The sequence below is a fragment of the Halovivax gelatinilyticus genome, from assembly GCF_024300625.1.
Lineage (GTDB): Archaea > Halobacteriota > Halobacteria > Halobacteriales > Natrialbaceae > Halovivax > Halovivax gelatinilyticus.
Genome location: NZ_CP101322.1, coordinates 790,920 through 812,352, shown reverse-complemented (window position 1 = coordinate 812,352; position 21,433 = coordinate 790,920). Strand labels below are relative to the sequence as shown.

Annotated in this window: 24 protein-coding genes and 1 tRNA gene; 13 read left to right on the top strand and 12 right to left on the bottom strand. The window is 63.7% G+C overall.

Annotated features, from left to right (window positions below; translation table 11 throughout):
• The first annotated feature begins 169 nt into the window (after positions 1-169).
• The 3 genes from NKH31_RS03955 (at position 170) to NKH31_RS03945 (ending at position 2,243) form a co-directional block, all read left to right on the top strand.
• Entirely contained in the window at positions 170-1,144 is a 975-nt protein-coding gene (locus tag NKH31_RS03955; RefSeq protein WP_254863843.1) for a phosphatase PAP2 family protein, read from the top strand.
• 74 nt (positions 1,145-1,218) lie between these two features.
• Positions 1,219-1,827, top strand: coding sequence for an HAD family hydrolase (locus NKH31_RS03950; protein ID WP_254863842.1), 609 nt, complete (start codon positions 1,219-1,221; stop codon positions 1,825-1,827).
• A 98-nt stretch (positions 1,828-1,925) separates the two neighbouring features.
• On the top strand, positions 1,926-2,243 hold the full coding sequence (locus tag NKH31_RS03945) for a PLP-dependent aminotransferase family protein (RefSeq protein WP_254863841.1): 318 nt from the start codon (positions 1,926-1,928) through the stop codon (positions 2,241-2,243).
• Between the two features lie 64 nt (positions 2,244-2,307).
• On the opposite strand, the gene NKH31_RS03940 is transcribed toward NKH31_RS03945, so the two are convergent.
• A complete protein-coding gene (locus tag NKH31_RS03940; protein ID WP_254863840.1) occupies positions 2,308-2,712 on the bottom strand; it encodes a CBS domain-containing protein in 405 nt (134 codons plus the stop codon).
• Between the two features lie 170 nt (positions 2,713-2,882).
• Here NKH31_RS03940 and NKH31_RS03935 point away from each other — a divergent pair, with 170 nt between their 5' ends.
• From NKH31_RS03935 to NKH31_RS03920, 4 genes are all read left to right on the top strand, one after another.
• Positions 2,883-3,377: an 8-oxo-dGTP diphosphatase gene (locus NKH31_RS03935; RefSeq protein ID WP_254863839.1), complete on the top strand. Its 495-nt coding sequence runs from the start codon at positions 2,883-2,885 to the stop codon at positions 3,375-3,377.
• 85 nt (positions 3,378-3,462) lie between these two features.
• A complete protein-coding gene (gene proS, locus NKH31_RS03930) occupies positions 3,463-4,947 on the top strand; it encodes a proline--tRNA ligase (protein ID WP_254863838.1) in 1,485 nt (494 codons plus the stop codon).
• A 277-nt stretch (positions 4,948-5,224) separates the two neighbouring features.
• Positions 5,225-5,779 (top strand): hypothetical protein, encoded by a 555-nt coding sequence (locus NKH31_RS03925; RefSeq protein ID WP_254863837.1) that lies wholly within the window; start codon positions 5,225-5,227, stop codon positions 5,777-5,779.
• Between the two features lie 441 nt (positions 5,780-6,220).
• Positions 6,221-6,475, top strand: coding sequence for a HalOD1 output domain-containing protein (locus NKH31_RS03920; protein WP_254863836.1), 255 nt, complete (start codon positions 6,221-6,223; stop codon positions 6,473-6,475).
• 38 nt (positions 6,476-6,513) lie between these two features.
• Here the strand turns inward: NKH31_RS03920 and NKH31_RS03915 are convergent, their stop codons facing one another.
• The 4 genes from NKH31_RS03915 to NKH31_RS03900 all read right to left on the bottom strand — a co-directional run bounded on the left by NKH31_RS03915 (position 6,514) and on the right by NKH31_RS03900 (position 10,735).
• Complete coding sequence (locus tag NKH31_RS03915; RefSeq protein WP_254863835.1) at positions 6,514-7,239, bottom strand: alanyl-tRNA editing protein; 726 nt, start codon at positions 7,237-7,239, stop codon at positions 6,514-6,516.
• A 67-nt stretch (positions 7,240-7,306) separates the two neighbouring features.
• Positions 7,307-8,578: an ABC transporter permease gene (locus tag NKH31_RS03910; RefSeq protein ID WP_254863834.1), complete on the bottom strand. Its 1,272-nt coding sequence runs from the start codon at positions 8,576-8,578 to the stop codon at positions 7,307-7,309.
• Positions 8,575-9,942 (bottom strand): ABC transporter permease, encoded by a 1,368-nt coding sequence (locus NKH31_RS03905; protein ID WP_254863833.1) that lies wholly within the window; start codon positions 9,940-9,942, stop codon positions 8,575-8,577. The genes NKH31_RS03910 and NKH31_RS03905 overlap by 4 nt, the downstream gene beginning before the upstream one ends.
• Positions 9,943-9,949: 7 nt before the next feature.
• A complete protein-coding gene (locus tag NKH31_RS03900) occupies positions 9,950-10,735 on the bottom strand; it encodes an ABC transporter ATP-binding protein (protein ID WP_254863832.1) in 786 nt (261 codons plus the stop codon).
• A 234-nt stretch (positions 10,736-10,969) separates the two neighbouring features.
• Between NKH31_RS03900 and NKH31_RS03895 the strand changes: the two genes are divergently transcribed.
• Positions 10,970-11,200, top strand: a complete 231-nt coding sequence (locus NKH31_RS03895; RefSeq protein WP_254863831.1) for a SelT/SelW/SelH family protein — start codon at positions 10,970-10,972, stop codon at positions 11,198-11,200.
• Between the two features lie 84 nt (positions 11,201-11,284).
• Here the strand turns inward: NKH31_RS03895 and NKH31_RS03890 are convergent, their stop codons facing one another.
• Positions 11,285-11,617 (bottom strand): hypothetical protein, encoded by a 333-nt coding sequence (locus tag NKH31_RS03890; RefSeq protein ID WP_254863830.1) that lies wholly within the window; start codon positions 11,615-11,617, stop codon positions 11,285-11,287.
• 940 nt (positions 11,618-12,557) lie between these two features.
• Positions 12,558-12,631, bottom strand: a tRNA-Tyr gene (locus NKH31_RS03885).
• Positions 12,632-12,737: 106 nt separating this feature from the next.
• On the opposite strand from NKH31_RS03885, the gene NKH31_RS03880 reads away from it, so the two are divergent.
• The 4 genes from NKH31_RS03880 to NKH31_RS03865 all read left to right on the top strand — a co-directional run bounded on the left by NKH31_RS03880 (position 12,738) and on the right by NKH31_RS03865 (position 15,690).
• Entirely contained in the window at positions 12,738-13,304 is a 567-nt protein-coding gene (locus NKH31_RS03880; RefSeq protein WP_254863829.1) for a double zinc ribbon domain-containing protein, read from the top strand.
• A 295-nt stretch (positions 13,305-13,599) separates the two neighbouring features.
• The gene (locus NKH31_RS03875) at positions 13,600-13,779 is read left to right on the top strand and encodes a ribbon-helix-helix domain-containing protein (protein WP_254863828.1); all 180 of its coding nucleotides are present in this window, start codon (positions 13,600-13,602) and stop codon (positions 13,777-13,779) included.
• Between the two features lie 2 nt (positions 13,780-13,781).
• Positions 13,782-14,972, top strand: coding sequence for a cell division protein FtsZ (gene ftsZ, locus NKH31_RS03870; RefSeq protein WP_254863827.1), 1,191 nt, complete (start codon positions 13,782-13,784; stop codon positions 14,970-14,972).
• Between the two features lie 181 nt (positions 14,973-15,153).
• Positions 15,154-15,690, top strand: a complete 537-nt coding sequence (locus tag NKH31_RS03865; protein WP_254863826.1) for an SNARE-associated domain-containing protein — start codon at positions 15,154-15,156, stop codon at positions 15,688-15,690.
• Positions 15,691-15,713: 23 nt separating this feature from the next.
• Here NKH31_RS03865 and ncsA read toward each other — a convergent pair whose 3' ends face one another.
• Positions 15,714-16,679 carry a tRNA 2-thiolation protein NcsA gene (gene ncsA, locus NKH31_RS03860; protein WP_254863825.1) on the bottom strand — a complete coding sequence of 322 codons (966 nt, stop codon included), beginning with the start codon at positions 16,677-16,679 and terminating at the stop codon, positions 15,714-15,716.
• A gap of 80 nt (positions 16,680-16,759) precedes the next feature.
• The gene (locus NKH31_RS03855) at positions 16,760-17,479 is read right to left on the bottom strand and encodes an alpha/beta fold hydrolase (RefSeq protein WP_254863824.1); all 720 of its coding nucleotides are present in this window, start codon (positions 17,477-17,479) and stop codon (positions 16,760-16,762) included.
• A gap of 85 nt (positions 17,480-17,564) precedes the next feature.
• On the opposite strand from NKH31_RS03855, the gene NKH31_RS03850 reads away from it, so the two are divergent.
• Positions 17,565-18,215 (top strand): DUF7095 family protein, encoded by a 651-nt coding sequence (locus NKH31_RS03850; RefSeq protein WP_254863823.1) that lies wholly within the window; start codon positions 17,565-17,567, stop codon positions 18,213-18,215.
• Between the two features lie 114 nt (positions 18,216-18,329).
• Here the strand turns inward: NKH31_RS03850 and NKH31_RS03845 are convergent, their stop codons facing one another.
• The 3 genes from NKH31_RS03845 to NKH31_RS03835 all read right to left on the bottom strand — a co-directional run bounded on the left by NKH31_RS03845 (position 18,330) and on the right by NKH31_RS03835 (position 21,066).
• Positions 18,330-19,136, bottom strand: coding sequence for a class I SAM-dependent methyltransferase (locus NKH31_RS03845; RefSeq protein WP_254863822.1), 807 nt, complete (start codon positions 19,134-19,136; stop codon positions 18,330-18,332).
• Positions 19,137-19,270: 134 nt separating this feature from the next.
• Positions 19,271-20,140 carry a deoxyribonuclease IV gene (locus NKH31_RS03840; RefSeq protein WP_254863821.1) on the bottom strand — a complete coding sequence of 290 codons (870 nt, stop codon included), beginning with the start codon at positions 20,138-20,140 and terminating at the stop codon, positions 19,271-19,273.
• Between the two features lie 89 nt (positions 20,141-20,229).
• Positions 20,230-21,066, bottom strand: coding sequence for a lipoate--protein ligase family protein (locus tag NKH31_RS03835; protein ID WP_254863820.1), 837 nt, complete (start codon positions 21,064-21,066; stop codon positions 20,230-20,232).
• Positions 21,067-21,433: the final 367 nt, after the last annotated feature.

The following is a 21,433-nucleotide window of genomic DNA, read 5'->3' as shown; positions in this document are numbered from 1 at the left end:
AACATTTCGGATTAATTATGGTTGTGTCGTACCGTCTTCGATTTACCAGAAAGAGCGAGATAACACCCGTTTGTATGGCGCAGTTGCCGGATTGATGCCCGTTTCCGTCTCGTCCGTGACCGACCCAGCGGGTTCACCACTGACTTTTTACTGGTCTACCTGCACATTCATGACACAAACTGTCATGGCATACGACGTCCTCTTCGACGAGTCGACGAACGAGGCGATTCGGGAGGCGATTCCGACCGTCCTGGTTCCGCTCATCGAACGATCGACGCATCTGGGCGACGGAGCGACGGTCGCCGCGATCGCCGTCGTCATGTACTGGTTTAGTGCCGAGCGCCGACGAACGAGAATTTTCGTCCTCGCCGTCGGGCTGGGCGCGCTCGGTCTTTCGACGATGTTGAAGGGCGTCATCGGTCGCGAACGACCGGATCCGAACGTGCTCGCGTTCGCCCCGGAGGCCTACGGCGGGTTCAGTTTTCCGTCCGCCCACGCACTCGGGTCTGCGGCCATCTTCACGATGCTCGTACTCACGCTTTCGGTAGGCGAACGATGGCAGCGTGCGCTCGTCGCCGCCGGACTCGTCGGGACGGTCATGCTCTCGCGCGTCGTCGTCGGCGTCCACTACCTCGGCGACGTCATCGTGGGCGCCACCATCGGCGTTGCGTTCGTCCTCGTCGCGTTCCGGGGCTATCCACACGTCTCACCCGAACGGGCGTTCGCCGCCGCGTTCGGACTCGGATTGCTCGGGCTCGTCCTCGGCGCCCGCGAACACAGCATCCTCGTGGCGGGCTCGTCGCTGGGTGCCGGGGTAACCTGGTACGCGGTCAGGGACCAAGACGCCCGACCGACCGGCGCCGCAATTCTCGCGCTCGGCGTCCTGACGCTGCCCGCCCTGTTCGTCATCCGCGCGGTCGAGTACGTCGTCGGATTCGGGGCGGCGGTGGGGTACAATATGGTGACCGTCGCCCTCGGGTACGCGGTCGTCACCGCCGGGGTCGTCCTCGTTCCGTTCACCGCCGAACGGCTGAACGACCGCGCCCCCGTCGTCTGGCTCCAGTCGCGGCTGCCGTTTCGCGGCCGGCAGTTCGATCCGACCGAACTCGAGGTTCCCGGATCGGATATCCGGACCGACGATTGAGCGTACCCGATTTCCGCCCTGCCGACCGTCTCGTTTCGCCGGACTTTACGATGGTCCGTCGAGACTGAACGAGTGTGAACGCTATCGTGTTCGATCTCGACGGAACGCTTCTCGCGCCGTCAGGCCCCTATCGCGACATCGTCGCCGACGCGTTCGTCGAGACGGCGGGGACCGTCCGAGACGAGTGGCTAGATGCGTACGAATCGGCGTTTTTCGAGGCGTTCGACGCGCTCGAGCGAGCGCCCGTCCGGCGGGCCGTCGGTCGTATCGACGATGGCCCCGAACCGGATGCGTTCGCACGCGCCTTGCTCGAAGCCGAAATCGAGGCGTTCGAACCGGCACCCTCGGCACGCTCGATCATCGAATCGCTCGCTTGTGACAACTTGCTGGCCGTCTGTACGAACGGCGTCGGGGCGTGGCAACGCGAGAAGCTGCGGGCACACGAGTTACTCGATCCGTTCGATGCGGTCATCACGTCCTACGAGGCCGGGGCGCACAAACCCGACCCGCGACCTTTCCGTGCCGTCGAGGCCGAACTCGGTGCGGACCGATACGGCATGATCGGAGACGCCGACGCGGACGTCGATGGCGCCCGGAACGTGGGCTGGGACGCGATCCGATACGACGGTGGCGAGTTTCCACCGTTTCGGTCGGCGTTCGGATGGGTACAAACCGGTCGGTAGCGTGGCCACGGAGCCGAATGTAGGATCGGTGGGTCACTATCGGAAAATCGGAAACCGGTGAGTGAGGATTATCGTCCGGTCCTCCCTCGTCCGTAGTGATGACGGTCGAACCGGAGTCGCTCGGATCGCGAGGACGCGCCGCGGGCGAAGCGGTATCGGACGCCCCGCCGCGGCTCGAATCGGGGGAAGCGATTCGCTTCCGTGACCCGCACGCCGACGTTCGGTATCTGTGGCCGGCCGACGAGTCGGTCGGCCACCCCTACGTGAGCGTCCTGGTGGGGTTCGATGGGACCCAGTATCCGCTCGTTTTAGACGGTGAAACCGTCGCGAGGGCGTGTCGCGGTTCGTACGACGTCGTCTCCGCGGCAACGATTCCGGTCGAACCGCCTTCGCACGCACGGACCGATGGTGCGTAACTCGCGAGCGTTCACTCGCTGGACGGTGGGCTTCGGTCGAGAAGTCGGATCGACGACGGCGGAATTAGACCGCAGTCGGTTGCTCGTACTCGGTGAGGTACGCCGCCAGATCACTCGTCGAGACCATGCCGATGACGCCTTCGGTCTCGTCCACGATGGGGACGTGGTGGAAGCCGTTCTCGGTGAGGAGGGCGGCGATATCGTGGACGGTGTCCTGTGCCGTCGCCGTGGTGACGTCTTCGGTCATGTACGCCGAGACGGGAGTCTGATCTTTCGGCTTGCACTCGGCGACGATCTGGACGAAGTCGGTCGAGGTGAGGATCCCGCGGAGGTCGTTCGAGTCGTCGACCACGACGACGGATCCGATCGATCGCTCGAGCATCGCTCCCGCGGCGTCTTCGACGAGCGTCTCCGGTGAGACGGTGTAGACGTCAGTCGACATGAACCGGGCGACGAAAATGTCTTCCATGGGTACGTCTCCGCACGGGAACCTAAAAGAATTTCCGCAGCGGCGAGATCGACCGTTCCAGCCAGGTCGACGATTCCCTCGCGAGCGGAATTCACACGCTGGTCACGGACTCGACGGATCGGTGTCCGGATTCCAGGTCATTTTTCCCCGCGCGCTGTGAACGACGGACGATGATCGAGGGGACGCTCTGTTTCGTCGTTCGCGCTGACGAGGTGCTGTTGATCGAAAAGCGCCGCGGACTGGGCGCCGGCTGGTACAACGGCCCCGGCGGCAAACGCGAGGACGGCGAGACCCACCGCGAGTGCGTGATCCGCGAGGTTCGCGAGGAGGTCGGAATCGACGTCGATACGCCGTCGCTCGAACGGGCCGGCGTGTTGACGTTTCACCTCGACGGCGAGGCGAAGATCGAGTGTCAGGTCTTCCGGACGGATCGATTCGAGGGCGAACCGACGGCCTCCGACGAGGCCCGCCCGGAGTGGTTCGCCGTCGACGACGTCCCGTACGATCGGATGTGGGAGGACGACCGCCACTGGCTCCCGGGCGTCATCGAGGGATGGACCGTTCGCGGAGAGTTCTACTTCGAGGGCGGCGAACCCCTGGACGAGGCGGAGTTCGTCGAGTACGACCTCGAGTGGGACGTCGCGCAGTCTCCGACGCGGTCGTGATCTCGGCGGTCGGCGGCAAGCCTGACCGTTCATCCCGTGCCCTGGGTTCGCATCGTTTAAGACCGTACTGACACTCGGTTTCAGTATGAGCGACGACGCACAGGACCTCGGGATCACCGAGTCCAAATCTCACAAGCCCGGCGAGTGGTACGCCGAAGTCGTCCAGAAAGCGGACCTGGCGGACTACGCCCCCATGGGCGGGTTCATCGTAACGAAACCCCGCGGGTACGCCCTCTGGGAGGCGATTCAGGACGCACTCGACGGCTGGTTCAAAGAGACCGGCGTCACGAACGCCTACTTCCCGATGTTCATCCCGGAGAGCTTTCTCGAACGCGAGAAGGACATCGTCGAGGGGTTCGATCCGGAGGTGGCGTGGGTTACCCACGGCGGCCACACCGAACTCGAAGAGCGACTCGCCGTTCGGCCGACCAGCGAGTCGATCATCGCGCCGTTTATGGCCGACTGGATCCGCAGCCACCGCGACCTCCCGATGCGGTTGAACCAGTGGTGTTCGGTCGTCCGCTGGGAAGCGACCGAGACCAAGCCGTTCTTCCGAACGAAGGAGTTCCTCTGGCAGGAAGGCCACACCGCCCACGCGACCGACGAGGGCGCCTGGGAGGAAGTCTGGCTCCGACTCGACCAGTACGCCCGTGCGCTCGAGGAGGTGCTCGCCGTGCCCGTCCTTCGCGGGCAGAAGCCCGATCACGATAAGTTCCCGGGCGCGGAGACGACCACCTGCGTCGAAGCGCTGATGCCCGACGGCAAGTCCGTCCAGAGCGCGACCAGCCACCACCTCGGCCAGAGCTTCGCCGAGGCGTTCGACATCACGTTCGCCGACGCGGACGAGAACGAACAGACCGCGTACACGACCTCGTGGGGCCTCTCGTGGCGGGCGCTCGGGGCGATGATCATGACTCACTCCGACGATCAGGGGCTCGTCCTGCCGCCGACGATCGCACCAACGCAGGTCGTCATCGTTCCGATCTGGCAGGCCGAGACGAAAGACGACGTCCTCGAGTACTCGTCTTCCATCGCCGAGGAACTCGAAGACGCCGGGTTCAGGGTCGAACTCGACGACCGCGACGAGCGCAATCCCGGCTTCAAGTTCAACGAACACGAACTCAACGGCGTCCCGCTCCGACTCGAGATCGGTCCGAACGAGGTCGACGACGCGGAGGTCACGCTCGTCCACCGACCCGACAGCGAACAGACCGTCGCCGACCGCGACGGGATCACCGACGCGGTCGACGCCCACCTCGATCGAATCTTCGAGAAACTTTACGACGCGGCCGCCGAGAACTTAGACGAGAACGTTCGCGAAGCCGACTCGCCCGAGGAGATCCTGGGAACGATCGGCCGCTACGGCGGCTACGTGAAGACGCCGTGGTGTGGCGACGAAGCCTGCGAGACGGTGATCAAAGACGAGATCGCCGCCGAGATCGTCATGCAACCGGTCGACGACCAGGGCGGCGCCTCCGCCGGCGACATCGTCCGTCCCGACGACGGGGCCACCTGCGGCGTTTGCGACGAACCGGCCGACGAGATCGCCTACTTCGCGAAGACGTACTGACGCGAACGCCGACGTATGGTTTTCGGTGCCGGTACCGTGATCCTCATAATCCCGAGGTCCACTCGAACAGGACAACTATGTGTGGAATTCGACCCCTCCGATAGTCAACTGGTTCTTCCGACGTAATACCTGGATCGCACCACCAACCTCATGATTTACCGGTACAGAGACGCACCGCTACAAGATGTCACCGATCTACGTGGTACCATTACGTACAACGGATACGGTTGGAACACATAATCAATCCAAAACACATGAACCGAAAAATCAGAGACTCATGAATCGACGGACGCTGCTCGCGAGTACGACGACCGCATTCGTCGGGATCGTTACCGGCTGTCTCGATGGATCTCCCCTCGGTGGTTCTGACCAAGACGGGTGGGATCCGTCGACCGTCGGCTGTCACGGAGAATCCCGCCCGAAGCCATCGGAACCGGAAACCGACGAGGCCGTCTCTCCGCTCGAGTACCCCGACCTGCTGGACACTACGTCCGACGAAGAACTCGTTGCGTACGTCGAAGCCTTCGAGGAGGCCTACGTCCGTAACGAGTACGTTCGAGTACATCGAGATGATCTCACTTTTTTCCGCCTATTCACGGGAGAGGCGAGCGTCGTCGCGTCGGGCGACGAGTGGGCGGTCGTTCGGCTCACGTATCAGTACACGGATGGACTCGGGTCCGATGAGGACGAAGCAGTCGGGAGCTCGGATGAATTTGTCGCGAAGTACGCGATTACGACGCAATGGGTCCGTCGTACGGTCGACGAGGGCCGCAACGCCGATCCACCGGATCCCCGTGAGTCGGGCACGTTCGTCGCGTGTTTCGGCGAGTAGTCGGAGCGCACTTCGCTGTGATTACTCCGTAGAAATTCTGAACGGAATACAAAACCGCCTTCGGGGTGCGGATAAATGTGCCTACACTCTCCATATCGTCCTCATGAAAGCGCTCGAACAGCGGGAGACTGCGTGATGGACATAATCAACTGGTTCTGAAGTCTGACGGTGACCCGGTGCGACGATACTTCCTCCGCCGAGTTTCGGCCAGAAGGGCAGTCCCACGGGCATGTTCCGTCCTCAAACGCGAGTAGCGAGATGCAGTGTCCCGGACCATGCGAGCGGGCGGATCTCGTGAGGAGACGTCGGCCCAAAAAGTGGGGTAGTTGACCGCTTCCTGTCCGTACAAGCCTACCTTGTACGCCGACACCGCTATCTGTTCACCGAATTCAACGGTCTAGTCGTCGGAACGTTTTTACGCACATAGTTAAAGTCCGGCATATGGACTCCCCCCACTCGTCGCGATTTTTCGATTCGTCTGACTCATCCCCCAGTTATCGGGTCGTCACTGGGGTCGCCGAGCGCGAGGGCGTCGAACCCGAATCGCTCGAGCCACCGCTGTACGCCGTGATCGACCCGGAAGCCCTCGATTCGGTGATCGAGGGTGCCGGAAGCGACGACGTCACTCTCTCCTTTTCCTACGCCGGCTACGCGGTGTCGGTCGACGGCGACGGCTCGGTGACGATCGACCGGTGAGCGACCGGATCGATCGCCGCATCGTTGACCCACCAGGATTAGTCGTCGCGTAACTCGAATTCGATCCGATCGATGTCGGCTCCCTTCGACGTGCGGTCGGTGATCCGAATCGGACCGACGTCGCCGAGTCGGTCGACGTGGGTTCCGCCGCAGGGGCACATGTCCCAGTCGTCGATCGCGACGACGCGGAGCGGATCGACGTGATCGGGGATCAATTCGAGGAGCGACCGTCCGTCGTCGACCTCCCGTTCGACGTCCGCTCGGGGTCGGTCGGCTTTGGTCACGGGAAGGTCGCGTTCGATCACCTCGTTCGCCTTCGTCTCGACGTACTCTAGGTCGTCATCGTCGAAGCTCACCGGCTCGAAATCGATCCGCGAGCGTTCCGGGTGGATCTGGTTTCCGGCGGTCGATCCACCGTACTCGTCCAGAACGACCCGCGAGACGACGTGCTGGGCGGTGTGCATCCGTCTCAACTGGTCACGTCGCTCGGCGTCGATTCGACCGTCGATTTCATCCCCTTCGTCGGGAAGCGTTCCCTCCAGCGAATCGATCTCGTGTCTGACGTCGCCGTGATCCTTCCGGACGTCGGTGACGGCGGCTCGGCCCCCGTCCCAGACGAGTTCCCCGCGATCGGCGGGTTGACCGCCGCCTTCGGGGTAGAAGTACGTCCCGTCGAGGACGATCGACGATTCGGTCGCCTCGGTTACGCGGGCGGTAAACGACGTCACGTCGTCCGCGTCGGGTAAGTATCGAAGCTCGGTCATCACCTCGGCGTACGCACGCGCGCGGCATATACCGGACGGTCGGGGCGAACGAGACCGTCATGCGAACTCAGGCCTGCATCCGGGCGACGCTGGCGTACCGACTGGCCGACCAGCCGGCAACGAGAGCGGTGATCGTCCCGACGCCGACGGCGACGAGCGCACCTGCGGCGTAGACGGCAAGCGGGGTTTGCAACAGGCCGTCGAAGCCGACCGCTGCGTACGCGAGGGAGTTCAACCGGTGGACGATCGGCCCCGTCGCGGCGATCGCGACGAGTCCGCCGAGCAGCGCGATCACCAGCCCCTGAAACCCGACGATTCCGGCGAGCAGCGGCCTGGAGAGACCGACCGCGCTGAGCGCCGCGAGCTGCTCGCGCTGCTGGTAGGCGACGAGAACGAACAGGTTCGCCGTGAGGACGATCCCGCCGACGATCGCGAGCACCACGAGCGCGGCGCCGCTGACGACGACGAGCGCGTGATCTTCGAGCATCGACCAGAACTGCTCGTCCGCCGTCTGGACGGTGTACTCGGGGTAGTCCGCGGCGACGTCGTCGCGCACGGCCTCAGGGTCCGCGCCGGATTCGAGGTCGAGGGTGATGAACGACGCGCGATCGGCCCCTCGACTGCCGGCCAGATACTGGAGTTCGTGTAATCGCATCACCACGGTCGGCTCGCCGACGAACTGCGAGTACCGATCGGCCGTCCCGACCACGGTGTAAGCGCGAGCGGCGTCCTCGTTCGGGCTCGGTGCGACGTACATCGTCTCGCCGACGGAGACGCCGAGCGCCGAGGCCAGATCGGGGTCGATGACCACGTCGGTCGGCTCGACGTCGTCGGTCGGCGATGGCGCCCCCGGATCCGAGACGTCGCGTTCGGGGCTGGCTAACTCGGCGACGACGTCCTCGTCGGCGTCGAATCCCTCACCCTCGTCGAACTCGAAACCGCCGTGCGTCTGCGGGAGACCGACGGTGGTCACCGACTCGAGTTCCTCCGGGTTCGTGCCGACGTAGGTGCTGTGGATCGCGACCGGTGCGGCCCGGCGAACGTCCTCGTGCTGGTGGACGTCGGCCGCGACGGTGTGAGACTCGACGATTCCGTTTTCCGTTCCACCGGGCGAGGAATCGACGGGATCTGCGCTTATCCACACGTCGCGGTCGGTCCCCTGGACACTCTCCTGGCCGACCTCGACGACGCCAATGCCCAGACTGATGAACAGCGTCACAGAGAGGACGGCGAGAGCGACGGCCAGGACGGCGAAGATCGTCCGACCCGGCGAGCGACGAAGCTGGGCCGTCGCCAGACCGATCACCGCGAACAGCCGCGTCGGTTTCAGGCGGCTCATCGATTCACCTCCGAGAGCACGTCGGTCCGCGCGGTAATCGCGAGCGGATACGAAATCGCAAGTACACCGGCGAACAGGGCGACGACGAGCCCGTAGGGGAGCACGAGCGGGTGAAACGCGACGAGCGATGACTCGGTGGTGAGTCCGATCGCGGCCAGCCCGTCCGCCGCGAATATCGCGGCGGTTCCGAGGGCGAGTCCGACGAGCGCCCCGACGAGGACCGTCGCCAGCGTCGCGATCGTCACGACGAGCAAACAGCTTCGAACCGGAACGCCCACGGCCACGAGCGTCGCGATCTGGCGTCGATCTTCAGCGACGGCCATCCCAGCCGTCGTCGCGACGAACAACCCGCAGATCACCACGCCGACGACCAGCGCGATCAGGCTCGTCGCCAGCGCTAGGCCGTCGCCGAACAGTGCCCGCGGGTGAGTCGACCCGGTCGTCCGCACCGACGCGTCCGGATACGCCGCTTCTGACGCGGCGACGGCATCGTCCTCGTCGCCCCACACCAGTACCCGGTCTGCCAGGTCGTGTTCGTCGGCGCCGGCGAACAGTTGTAAGGCGTCGAGCCGGACGAGCGCGACCGGCGTCTCTCCCGTTCCGTCTCCCGGTTCGACCGCCAGCACGGAGAGGGCGAGTAGGTCTCCGTCGCGTGAGACGTAGACGTCGTCTCCGGCGGCGACGTCGAGCCGGTCGGCAGCGCTCTCCGAGAGTACGATTCCGGTCGGATCACCGTCCATCGGTTCACTACTGTCGCCCTCGTCAGTGGCGCCGTCAGTGTCGTTCCCGCCAGAATCTCCGCTCGGCGCGAGTTCGTCGACCGGGAGCCCGGCCACCGTCTCCGCACGCTCGTCCGGTTCGATTCCGACGGCCAGTATTCGGTGGTATTCGATTTCGGTCACGTCGACGGTCCCCTCGGTCTGCTCGGGGAGCGATCCCGTCGCTGCGACCGTCTCGGAGAGCACCGGTGTGGCGTATTCGACACCTGGTTCAGACCGGATGGAACTTGATTGAGCGCTGGCGTTCGCGAGCCGTGGTCGTTCGACGGCGTCGATCGACGCGAACGTCCGCTCGTCGTCGGGCTCGATCTGGACGGTCGCGTCGTGCTGGCTCGCCGTTCCGTCGTCGACGAGCGCCAGCGCCAGTCCGGTCACGACGAGCAACAGCGCGATTGTCAGCGAGACGGCGAGGACGATCGCCACCGACCGACCCGGGGTGGCGCCGGTGAGCTGCCCGCGAAATCGCGCGAGCGCCAGTCGGACGAGCCCGCTCCAGCGGGCGCGACGAACGCCGTCGGTCACCGACGGCACGTCGACCGATCGCGGTTCGCCGTCGCCGTCCGTTCGGTCGGGACCCGGTGACACGCGTGAGTCACCCTCCGTCGACGATTCGTCCATCTTGAACGGTGACGATGCGGTCTGCCACCGCGAGCGTGGGCGCGTCGTGCGAGGCGATCACGACGGCTCGATCCGACGCGACGTCGGTGAGCAATCCGAGGACGGTCTCGCTCGTTTCGGAATCGAGTTCGCCGGTCGGCTCGTCGGCGACGATCACGTCCGGGTCGGCCGCGAGCGACCGCGCGATCGCGACTCGCTGCCGTTCGCCGCCGGAGAGTTCGCCGGGTCTGTGCGACGATCGATCGGTGAGACCGACCCGCTCTAGCAGCGCCGAAGCGCGGGTCCGGCGCTGCGCTCGCGGGACGCCGGCCTGAACGAGCGGCAGGGCGACGTTCGCCCGAGCGGAGAGTGACGGAAGGAGATGAAAGTGCTGGAAGACGATGCCGACGTGTCGTCGTCGGAGTCGTACGCGCTCGCGACCGGAACAGCTCGTGAGATCGGTCCCGTGAAGTGTGACGCGCCCGTCGGTGGGAACCAGCAAGCCGGCGATCGCATGCAGTATCGTCGACTTTCCGCTCCCGCTCGGACCGGTGAGTCCGACCACCTCGTCCGGCCCGATCGTGAGCGAGACGTCTTCGAGCGCGACGACGGGGCTTCCCGACCGGAACCGGCCGCTCGCGCTCCCGTAAACGTGTCTTACACCGTCGAGCGCGACGGCGGGTGTCTGGATCTCGACGGACTCGGCCGACGTCGTCTTCGTGTACGTTCGATTGATCGGACTCACCTCGCGTTCGTTGTTCGTCACTCGGGCGCCGTCCATTGTTTCCCCGGACCTACCTCCGTCGCAGGTGCCACCTGTCGAACCCGGTAGGGTCACCCCCTCAACGACGTGTCGCCGGGTAACTGATCGCGCCGGCCGCGAAATCGATGCATACAGGCTGGCACGGATTCGCCGGTGGCGGACCACGGCGTGTGAGTCTTCGGACGCGACTTCCACCCGCCCGGTGATGCCGGAAAGCGTACGTTTACGGTACGCGAGCGTGACTCTCCCGATATGGCGACAGTCGAGATTCAGTACTGCGTTCCGTGCGGACACTTAGAACGCGCCCAGTCGCTCCAGGAATCGTTGCTGACAGAGTTCGGTCAGGAACTCGATGCCGTCTCGCTTGTCACCGGAGACGCCGGCGTCTTCACCGTCCGCGCAGACGACGAACTACTGTTCGACAAATCCGAAGACGAGTACGACGTCGAGGAGATCGTCGACGGTGTGGGCGAGCGCCTGTAGGAAGCCAGTCACCGCGGCCCCATCGAGCCGACTGGTTCGAAGCGCTGGTCGGTCGGCAACCGCGGGCGACGCGAACTGGTTCGTTCAGCGCCACCGCGGCGCGATCCACTCCAGATAGTGGTGATTCTCCGCGAGCCACGATTCGAGCGAGCGGCCGGTCCAGACGGTCGCCGTCCGACGCAGTCGACCGTCTCGAGCGACGGCATCGATCGCGAGTCTGTTCGCGCCGTCGGACCGCTCTTCGTAGACGAACAGTTCTCGACCGGCTCGTCGAAATCCCACTACCCTCGATCCGCGACTGTGCGCCAGCGCGATTCGCTGGGCCATCCGATCGGCGTCTCCGTTCCGGTCGGCGTCGGTGAGGTACCGCGTTACCTGCGCCTGGATCGATTCGGCTTCCCTCGATACAGTGGACATGCTGAGACGAACGGGTCTTTGGATCTTAGCCGAGACGCTCCTGTTTCCACCATTTCCAAAAAATTGGTTGTGTTTTCCTTCTTTTCTTCGCTTCTGCCGGCTTCGACGCCGAACGGAGCCACGACGCTGGTCACCTCCAGCGACTCGGATCGACGCCGACTTCCGAATACACCTCTCGCTTCACGAACACTTACACGAGGGGCCCCACGCTCAGGTGCCGGAAAACAGGGCTGAAGGCGGTCCACCGGACCAGTTCGAATCGAGAACGGAGATGCGAACGTACCTGCTGTCGGTTCGGGACTGAGCTGGCTGGAGTTTCCGAAACTGGATCGGACGTCACGAGTGTACTTCGTCGGGTGGCCGACGCGGCGATAGTGGAAGACCGTCTGACTCATACTGTCCGCCCCCGATTTGAACAGATGGAAGACGTTCCTGCTCACCTCGCTCACGCTCGGCTGCGCGGGCGTGCGACTTCCGTGTTCAAACCGTGTCGGTGTGGACTTTTGACTGCTCACTTCGTTCGCAGCAAAAGTACTCACGGCTTCGCCGTTCGGTATATCGAGGCGCTCACTTCGTTCGCGCCTCGCAGTCCGCCCTCCCCGATTTGAACAGATGGGAGACGTTCCGGGCATGCGGCCTCGCTTCGCTCGGCCGTTCCGGGGCTGCGACTCTCGTGTTCAAATCGGATCGGCATCGACTTTTGGAGATCCAAGTACTCGTTTCGCTCGTCAGTTGGATCTCCAAAAGTCCGCCCTCCCCGATTTGAACAGGTGGAAGACGTTCCTGCTCACCTCGCTCACGCTCGGCTGCGCGGGCGTGCGACTTCCGTGTTCAAACCGTGTCGGTGTGGACTTTTGACTGCTCACTTCGTTCGCAACAAAAGTACTCACGGCTTCGCCGTTCGGTATATCGAGGCGCTCACTTCGTTCGCGCCTCGCAGTCCGCCCTCCCCGATTTGAACGGGGGACAAGTCGATCTACAGTCGACTGCTCTACCAGGCTGAGCTAAGGGCGGATAGTAGAAGGTAGCAGTCGATTCCCAAATAAGGGTTGTTATTCGTCGTCGCACGTCGGGATCGGGGAATGATATTTATACGAGAGTGTGGATGGCTGTCGTAGCGATGGGAAAAATCACGTTTCGCGCGGATGACGACCTCGTCGACGAACTCGAGACCTTCGACGTCTCGAAGAGCGAGGTCATGCGCGAAGCGCTCCGCTCGTACCTCGATCACCCGACGGACGCCGGTCGGTCGTCCGATTCGTCGAGTGTCGAGTCCGACGAGCCGTCGATCGACGACGTGCTAGCGGATCGAATCGACGACGCGCTCGACGAGCGACTCGAACCTCGGCGCTCCGGCGAGCCGTCGGACGTCACCGTCCGTATTTTACTCGATTCCGAACCGTCACGGCGAGTCGACGAATCAGACCGCCGCGTCACGATACCGCCGTCGTCCCAGTTGCGGACCGAGCGCGCCGACCTGGAATCGGCTGACAATCCCGTCGGCGACTGCGGACAGTGCGGGATGACCGTCGACTCGTCTCACGTCTACTGTCCCAACTGCGGGGAGAAAGCCACGCAGCGAGTGTTCTGTGAGTGCGGAGACGAAGTGTGGTCGGACTGGTCGTTCTGTCCGTCGTGTGGCCGTCGGACGCCGGCTGCCGACGTGCTCGATTCTCACCGGTCCTGAATCCTGTTCCAACTCGCCGACCGACCGGTCCGGACCGAAACGATATTGGTGCTCCGTTCTGAATCCGGATAGCGACGCCGTCTGTCACACGAATCTGACTTTCGTAAGACGCCGAAATACACACTGTCGATACTTTTATATACTACCAGACTGTTGGTAGCAGCCACGTAAGACGGTCGTCTTACACACAGCCGATTTGGCCCTCGGCGGCCATCTCGACGGCTCACGGGTGTAAGACGGATCGCGTCTGACAGGGACGCCGCGTCTTACTCGAAGCCAAACGGGGAATACAACAATGGAGCGTGTGACACTGCGAATACCGAAGCAGCAGATCGACGAAGTCGAACAGCTGGTCGAGACGGGCGAGTTTCCGAACCGGAGCGAGGCGATCCGGTCGGCCGTCCGTGAAATGATCAACGAACAGAACGACGGCCGCCCCGAGCGCGCCGGTAAACGAAACTGGGCGAAGGTGTAACGATGCAAGACATCGTTCAGGACGCCCTCGAAAATGCCGAAGCCGAAGCCCGAGACATGGACGTCTCGATGGATGATGACGAATTCGGTGACCCGCGGATCGTCATCATCGGCGCCGGCGGCGCCGGTAACAACACCATCAACCGACTGTACAACATCGGCGTCGAGGGAGCCGATACGATCGCGATCAACACGGACAAACAGCACCTGAAGATGATCGAAGCCGACACGAAGATCCTCGTCGGCAAGTCGCTCACTCAGGGGCTCGGTGCCGGTGGCGATCCGCAGATGGGCGAGCGCGCCACCGAAATGGCCCAGAGCACCATCAAAGACGTCCTCGGTGACGCCGATCTCGTCTTCGTCACCGCCGGAATGGGTGGCGGTACCGGTACCGGTGCGGCCCCCGTCGCCGCGAAAATCGCGAAGGAACAGGGTGCGATCGTCGTCGGGATGGTCTCGACGCCGTTTAACGTCGAACGCGCTCGAACGGTAAAAGCCGAAGAGGGACTGGAGAAACTGCGCGAAACCGCAGACTCGATCATCGTCCTCGACAACAACCGACTGCTCGATTACGTCCCGAACCTCCCGATCGGAAAGGCGTTCTCGGTGATGGATCAGATCATCGCAGAAACCGTCAAGGGAATCTCGGAGACGATCACCCAGCCGAGCCTGATCAATCTGGACTACGCCGACATGTCCACGATCATGAATCAGGGCGGCGTCGCGGTGATGCTCGTCGGCGAGACCCAGGACAAGAACAAGACCGAAGAGGTCGTCCGCGACGCGATGAACCACCCGCTGTTAGACGTCGATTACCGCGGTGCCTCCGGCGGATTGGTCCACATCACCGGCGGTCCGGACCTTACGTTAAAAGAGGCCGAGGGAATCGCCGACAACATCACCGAGCGGCTCGAGGCCTCTGCCAACGTCATCTGGGGCGCACGCATTCAGGAGAACTACAAGGGCAAGGTCCGCGTCATGGCCATCATGACCGGCGTACAGAGCGCCCAGGTTCTCGGCCCGACCACGCAGAAGCAGGCGGATAAATCCCGCGCCAGCATCGAGGGCGTCACCGACGCCGACTTCGACGCGAGCAACAACGTCGATACCGGTTCGAATTCCGGATACGGCGCACACAGCGACGGTGGGCACGACGAACTCGAACGCAACAACGGCGTCGACGTCATCCGCTGACGGACCGACCTCCAGCGATCGAACCAGCTGATTTCGCCGGTTGTGCAATCGAGGGAGACCGGGCTCTCCAACTAACCGTCCCGATCGGGTGACTGTCCCGATTTACTCCCAGTTCTTTTTTATTGATCTCTCACCGTAGCTTCTCGTAGATAGATTCGGCCGATCACCGCACTCACAACTAATGCAAACGACACTTCTCACGGTGACGATCGCGGTCGGTTTCGGCCTCTTTTTCGTCGGCGAGGGACTCGTTCTCGGAAAAATTCTCCAACCCGCCGTCTTCTTCGTTGGGTACGTCACCATCGTCACGCCGCCGTGGCCGGCACTCACGCTCGTGACGGCCGCGTCGGCGGTCGGTGCGACGGTCGGCCAGTGGATGCTCTATCGGACGATCACGCCGACGAGACCGGCTCCCGGAAACGCGCGACTGTCGATCGGTGTGCTGAGTCGAATCCCCGGGCTCATCCGGCGCTGGCTGGGCCACCGGTGGGTGGCACTCGTCGAACGGCAGGTCGACCGATTCGGGCGGATCGGTATCGCCGTCTGTACGGCGTTGCCGGCGGTTCGAACCGTCGTTCCGATCGTCGCCGGACTCGGGGTGCAACCGGAACGTGGGTACGTGATCGCCTCGGGCGTCGGAAACGCGTGTTACATGGTACTCCTTCTCGGAGCGGCGTACGGCGTCCTCGGACTCGGGCGGCTCTTCGTCGGCCTCTGAGCGAATCGAAGCCGGTTTGCCGATCAGGCCAGCGCATCTAACAGCGTACACTTGCGACACTGATCGCCAGTGACCGACGTGGTCGACCCGCAGGACGGACACTCCGTGAGCTCGGCTCCGTCGGCCCCGCTAACGTGGTCAGCGACGATCCCTGCGAGTTCTTCGTAGCCGGCCATGATCGAGTGACGCGTTCCGGGGTGATTTTCCTCCAGACCGTAGAGTACGCGCTGGATCTCGCCGCGATAGGCCTCGCTGGAGTGTGGACACTCGGTGATGTGGGCGGGCAGATCAGCGAGGTGGGCGTAGAGGGCGACTTCTTTTTCGGGCACGTCGCGAAGCGGCTTCGCTCGGGCGACGAACTCGTCGCTCAGTTCGCGTTCAGCGATCGGACCGAGACTCGCGTCGAAGTGTTTTGCGACCTGTGCGACGTCGCCTTCCAGAATATTCATCAGCGCCGTTTGCGCTTCGTCGTCCAGGTTGTGACCGGTCAACAGCAGGTCCGCATCCAGTTTCTCGGCGTACCGGGAGAGCACGTCGCGTCGAAAGACGCCGCAGTAGGCGCAGGCGGCCATGCCTTCTGGATCGTCTTCGACGACGTCGTCCATCCGGATGCCGAACTCGTCGGCGTAAGAGACGACCTCGTGACGAAACTCGAGCGAGTCGGCCAGTTCGACGCAGGCGTCGAGGCTCTTATCGCGGTAGCCGTCGATCCCCTCGTGGATCGTCAGTCCGACGAGTTCGATCCGCGGATCCTCGGCGAACGTCTCGTGAAGAATGTGCGTGAGAACGACGCTATCTTTTCCACCAGAGAGGCCGATCACCCACGTCTGCGGGTTCTCGGGCGACGCCTCTCTCGGGACAAGACCGTCGCGACGAACTCGCCGCCTGACGCGCTTTTCGATCGATTGTAAGAGGTGGTCGCTACAGAGGTGGGCGCCGGAGTACGCGGCGTGCATGACCGCCTCCTCGTCGCATCGATCGCAATCCATCACCCCGGCGTTGGTGACCCGACGGGAAGTCCGTTTCGTTGTACGCGTAAGACACGCACGTCAGACGTTGCCGACGCCGATCAGTCTGCCACCAGTGGTTCGCGTTCGATCGCCGCCGCTCCGTCTTCGAGCGCGGAGATGACGGTCTCGACGTACTGATCTCGCTCAGGTGAGGAGAACAGCTCGTGACCGCCGTCGTAGAGAACGACGTGTTCGGCAGGGACGTTCTCGCCGACGACGGCGAGGTCGATGACTGGATCGGTCAGCGAACAGAACGCGACGGCGTCGTGATCGATCTCGAGTATCGATTCCTGGGCGGCGAGCGTCTCTCTCACGAACGCCGGCGAAACCCACCGCGCCATCGTGGCGAGCTGGTGATCCGTCGCTTGCACGCCCAGCGCGTCGCGGTCGAGCCCTCGGACGGGGAGAAACGGAAAGTCGGTCGGAATCGCCCCGACGAGTTCCAGCACGGTCTCGTTCCACAGCGGTCCGTACCCCCAGAACGGGGCGAGATAGACGTGATTGTCCGCGCCGTCGAGCGCCTGGCCGATCAGGCAGCCGGCGCTGTGTGCGAGTAGCTGGTAGTCGTCCAGGTCGCGGACGTACTCGGCGACCGGTTCCACCCAGTCGGCGCGAAAGTCAGTCACGTCGACCGGAAACTCGAAGGCGTGGACCCGATACCCGGCGTTTGCGAGGGTTCCGATGAACCAGCTCGCGTTCTCGTGCGTGTACCGGTTTCCAAAGCCCATGAGGAAGACGAGATCGTCGGAACCGGCTTCGTTGAACACTCGGTGGCGCATACGGTCGACTTCGTCGTGACCGGTCTAAAAACTGTGTCCCAGCCGACCGGAAGTCGTTTTGCCGGTAGCTCCCTACGTCTCTCCAATGGGATTCGACCGATCCGCGGCGGTCGATCGACTGGAGCGCGTGATCGAAACCGTCGAGACCGAGCCCGCGCCGGTTCCGATCAGGGAGCTGTGGGTCTACGGCGACCTCGCACTCGGTCTCGATCCGATCGACAGGCTCGACATCTACCTCACGAAAGACATTTACTTCGAAACCGACCGCGATCGCGAGGAGTCGTTTTACGAGTCTCACGGCGTTCGCGGCGTCGGGACCGCCGTGGACGCCGACTGGGCCGAGGCCAACCCGGAGCGCGTGCGAGCGAACGAACACGGCCACGTCGCTCCGGAACGCTGTCTCGCCGCACACTTACTCGAAGGCGACGAGCCGATCCACCTCGAAGTCTGTAACGCCTCGTTCGAGGACAACGTTTCTCAACGGCTTCGCGGCGCGAGACTTCGCGAGGAGTACTCACAGCTGTTAGACCCGCGCGGCGTCTGTCTCTGGGTCGACGGAACGCGATCCGAGTCGGCGTTCGAGAAGCTCCGCGAGAGCGAGTTCGCCATGCCGACGCTGTCAGCCGCCCTCGAAATGCTCGGAATGGACGAAGCCGAAGCGTCGGTCGCCGCGAAAGAAGTCCACGCCTGGCGAGACGAACAGGAGGGCGTGACCGTCCGCGGCGACGTCGTCTGAGGACCGGGATCTGTGATCAGACAGCCCCGCCGTGGTACTCACCACCGGGTCGACGGTCACGACTCAGGATAGAACACCGGCGTTTACGGTAGTATAACGGCGTTTACGTCACTCTCAGTCGTCTACACGCCCCACCGTCACGTAGAACGGAACCGTCTCCGTGCGTCGGTAGTCCCGCTCGCCCATCTGTGCGATAACCGTTCGACCCATCTCCCGCCAGTCGGCTCGCAGGTCGTCGTACCCTTCCGGCGTCAGTTCGCCCTCGAGGAGGGTCGTTCGGTCCTCGGCCAGGCCGGCGCCGGAGGCTTTTCGGCGGGCCGATCGGACCGCGGCCGCGTCGTACGGCGGCTCGATCGATCGATCGTGATCGTACCTGGCCGACCCACAGACCGAGAGGTCGGCCGACTCGAACGCATCGCGCGCCGACGCCCCGAGAGCGACGTCCGTATCGACGCCGTCGAGGTAGGCGTCTCTGGCCCTGGAGGCGAGCGCGGGTTCACCCTCGACGCTCGATCGGATCGTCACCGCGCTGTTGTCGGGTTCGATGGCCGCGACCAGGTCGGACGAGACGCGAGCGAACTCGGCGACGGCAGCGGCGGGGTCGGGGAGGTTGATCAGTAACGCCTGGCAGACGATCAGATCGAACGAATCGTCCGGAAACGGGAGTCGACGGGCGTCCCCCGCGACGACCGGAACCGATTCACTCGCACGGGCCAGCAGCGTCGTATCCACGTCACAGCCGATGACGGTCGTCTCCGCCGGCGTCTCTTCGACGAGCACTCGACTCAGTTCTCCGGTTCCACAACCGACGTCGAGCACCCGCTCGCGGTCTTCGAGCGAGAGACCGCAGAGCGCTTGCCTCGTATCGTCCCACATTCCCTCGCGCGTCCGGCGAAGGTAGTCGGCTGAAAACTCGCGCACGGGTCGACCGAGGGGTGCGAGCGGCAAAAACGGGTCGATCTGACGTATCGAACTGGTCGGCGAATCGGTCCATCGAACGGATCGATCCGAGCCGATCTATCGAACGGTTCGTCCGATTCTTTGGCGCGGTTGACTCAGTCGTCGCGGAGCTCTTTCGTCTTCGCGATATTCCACGCGAAGCCGCGGCCGTCCTCGGTCGGCGTCTCGAGGGCGAACGGGAGGTCGCGGAGGTCGGGATGGTTGACGATGGCGCGCATCCCGTCCTCGCCGATGTACCCTTCGCCGATGTGGGCGTGTTCGTCCTTGTGGGTGCCGACGTCGTGTTTCGAATCGTTGAGGTGGATGTACTCGAGGTGTTCGAGGCCGACTTCGTCGTCGAACCGGCCGATCGTCTCGTCGACGGCCTCGGGGGTCGTGAGGTCGTTGCCCGCGACGAGGGTGTGTGCGGTGTCGATGCAGATGCCGATATCCGCGTCGGTTCGATCGATAATTCCGGCGAGGTGGGAGAACTCGCCGCCGAGTTTCGTGCCGCTCCCGGCGTCGGACTCGATGAGCAGCTGTACGCCCTCGGGAATGTCGAGGTCGCCGATCGCGCTCGCCGCGTTGTCGAGTCCGCCGTCGACGCCAGCGCCGGTGTGTGCGCCGAGGTGCGTGTTTACGTACGGGACGCCGAGTCGCTCGGCCGCGTCGAGTTCCGCCTGCAGCGACGACAGCGACTTCTCGCGCAGCCCGTCTTTCGGCGTACAGAGGTTGACGAGGTACGCAGAGTGGATCACCCACGGTCCGTCGAGTTTCTCATCAGTCTCGTCTCGGAACCCGTCGGCCGCGTCGTCGTCGATTTCGGGTTCGGCCCACACCTGCGGGGACGTCGTGAATATCTGTCCACAGTTGCCGCCGAAGGCCAGCTGGCGGGGAATTGCGTTTCGAATGTCGTCGTACGGTGGGGTCTCCTCGTCCGACGAGACGCGCGATCCGGAGATGGACACGTGTGCTCCGACGTTCATGGAACGGTGTCAGTACCAGGGCGTCAAAGGGCTATCGAAGGCCGCTAGGCTCGCCGGTGTGTGCATTCGCGGCCGAACGGCCCCTCTCCTCAGCTGCGTGGTGTCGGTTGCTCGCGGTCTCGTACCCATCGATCGTTGGCGTACTTTCTGTCGGCGAGCGTCTCAGCCGCGTTCAGTTCGTCGTCTCGCCAGTCGCGGTCGGTCGCGTCACACCACTCGCCCAGCGCGTTCGCGAGCGTGTCGACGGCCTCGGTTCGGTCGATACCGGTCGCTGCGCGGATACTCCCGACTCGCTCTGCGAACCGCTCCGTCGAGACGTCGTGGTCGGCGAAGACGCCGAGGTGGCGGTCGGGTTCGAGATCGTAGCTGATCGATCCGTGCTGAATAACGGCGTCTTTGCGCCGGTACTGTGCGTTCCCGCTTACCTTGAGCGACGGTCCATCGCCGTCCGTGTTGACGACGATGTCGTGTGCGGGGTTTACGTCCCGGAGGTAACAGGAGGGGCCGTGAACGGACGATTTCGGGACCGACGCGAAATCGGCGTCCAGTCCCATTCGATCGAGCGCGTCGAGAATCGGCTCGCAAAACAGTGCGTAGCACTCCATCAGGTCGCCCGGAACGTCGTCCGCCGGAGCGACGATGGTGTAGGAGATGTCCGCGTGGGCGTCGTGGTAGATGCCGCCCCCGCCCGTCTGGCGTCGCGTGACGTCGATACCGTGGTCGTCACAAAACTCCCAGTCGACGCTTTCGGCCTTCTGGCGGTATCCGAGCGAGAGCGTGCTCGGGTTCCAGTCGTACGTTCGGACCGTCCTGAGGTCGTCTTCGTGTGCGGTCCGGACGGCGATCTCTTCTAACGCCATCTGGATCGCTCCAGGGCGGGGTTCGTCGCGGATCAACCGCCACTCGCGCTCGGCGAGATCGGTCATGTGCCCACTCTCGGGTGGAATCGAGAAAGCGGTTCCGATTCGTTCGTCCGAAATCAAGGCGGAATATGTGTCCTGGGGTCTCGTGAGGCCGCTCGCGTACGATTCGGTCCGCCCCGATCGACCCGGGAAGTCACACTGGATGAATCAATTCTATATCGTGATATATGATTTATAAATATCGCACGGCGGCGTATTCGGGGATGTAACGTCGAATTGGCCACACGGCCGTCGCTCTGCAGGCTCGGACAGGGTATCTAATTCCGACCGAGCTCTCGGTACATGAGGCGGTTGCAGACGCCCGCTGTCGAAGCGTTCGACGAACCGTCTCTCTTCGAGGTCCTCGCTTCGGGCCGGTCTTCACCCCGTC

Excerpts from the sequence above, each read along its gene's own strand:
- NKH31_RS03955 (WP_254863843.1), top strand. The coding sequence starts at position 170 with ATGACACAAACTGTCATGGCATACGACGTCCTCTTCGACGAGTCGACG.
- NKH31_RS03945 (WP_254863841.1), top strand. The coding sequence starts at position 1,926 with ATGACGGTCGAACCGGAGTCGCTCGGATCGCGAGGACGCGCCGCGGGC.
- NKH31_RS03940 (WP_254863840.1), bottom strand. The coding sequence starts at position 2,712 with ATGGAAGACATTTTCGTCGCCCGGTTCATGTCGACTGACGTCTACACC.
- NKH31_RS03935 (WP_254863839.1), top strand. The coding sequence starts at position 2,883 with ATGATCGAGGGGACGCTCTGTTTCGTCGTTCGCGCTGACGAGGTGCTG.
- proS (WP_254863838.1), top strand. The coding sequence starts at position 3,463 with ATGAGCGACGACGCACAGGACCTCGGGATCACCGAGTCCAAATCTCAC.
- NKH31_RS03925 (WP_254863837.1), top strand. The coding sequence starts at position 5,225 with ATGAATCGACGGACGCTGCTCGCGAGTACGACGACCGCATTCGTCGGG.
- NKH31_RS03920 (WP_254863836.1), top strand. The coding sequence starts at position 6,221 with ATGGACTCCCCCCACTCGTCGCGATTTTTCGATTCGTCTGACTCATCC.
- NKH31_RS03915 (WP_254863835.1), bottom strand. The coding sequence starts at position 7,239 with ATGACCGAGCTTCGATACTTACCCGACGCGGACGACGTGACGTCGTTT.
- NKH31_RS03910 (WP_254863834.1), bottom strand. The coding sequence starts at position 8,578 with ATGAGCCGCCTGAAACCGACGCGGCTGTTCGCGGTGATCGGTCTGGCG.
- NKH31_RS03900 (WP_254863832.1), bottom strand. The coding sequence starts at position 10,735 with ATGGACGGCGCCCGAGTGACGAACAACGAACGCGAGGTGAGTCCGATC.
- NKH31_RS03895 (WP_254863831.1), top strand. The coding sequence starts at position 10,970 with ATGGCGACAGTCGAGATTCAGTACTGCGTTCCGTGCGGACACTTAGAA.
- NKH31_RS03890 (WP_254863830.1), bottom strand. The coding sequence starts at position 11,617 with ATGTCCACTGTATCGAGGGAAGCCGAATCGATCCAGGCGCAGGTAACG.
- NKH31_RS03880 (WP_254863829.1), top strand. The coding sequence starts at position 12,738 with ATGGGAAAAATCACGTTTCGCGCGGATGACGACCTCGTCGACGAACTC.
- NKH31_RS03875 (WP_254863828.1), top strand. The coding sequence starts at position 13,600 with ATGGAGCGTGTGACACTGCGAATACCGAAGCAGCAGATCGACGAAGTC.
- ftsZ (WP_254863827.1), top strand. The coding sequence starts at position 13,782 with ATGCAAGACATCGTTCAGGACGCCCTCGAAAATGCCGAAGCCGAAGCC.
- NKH31_RS03865 (WP_254863826.1), top strand. The coding sequence starts at position 15,154 with ATGCAAACGACACTTCTCACGGTGACGATCGCGGTCGGTTTCGGCCTC.
- ncsA (WP_254863825.1), bottom strand. The coding sequence starts at position 16,679 with ATGGATTGCGATCGATGCGACGAGGAGGCGGTCATGCACGCCGCGTAC.
- NKH31_RS03855 (WP_254863824.1), bottom strand. The coding sequence starts at position 17,479 with ATGCGCCACCGAGTGTTCAACGAAGCCGGTTCCGACGATCTCGTCTTC.
- NKH31_RS03850 (WP_254863823.1), top strand. The coding sequence starts at position 17,565 with ATGGGATTCGACCGATCCGCGGCGGTCGATCGACTGGAGCGCGTGATC.
- NKH31_RS03840 (WP_254863821.1), bottom strand. The coding sequence starts at position 20,140 with ATGAACGTCGGAGCACACGTGTCCATCTCCGGATCGCGCGTCTCGTCG.
- NKH31_RS03835 (WP_254863820.1), bottom strand. The coding sequence starts at position 21,066 with ATGACCGATCTCGCCGAGCGCGAGTGGCGGTTGATCCGCGACGAACCC.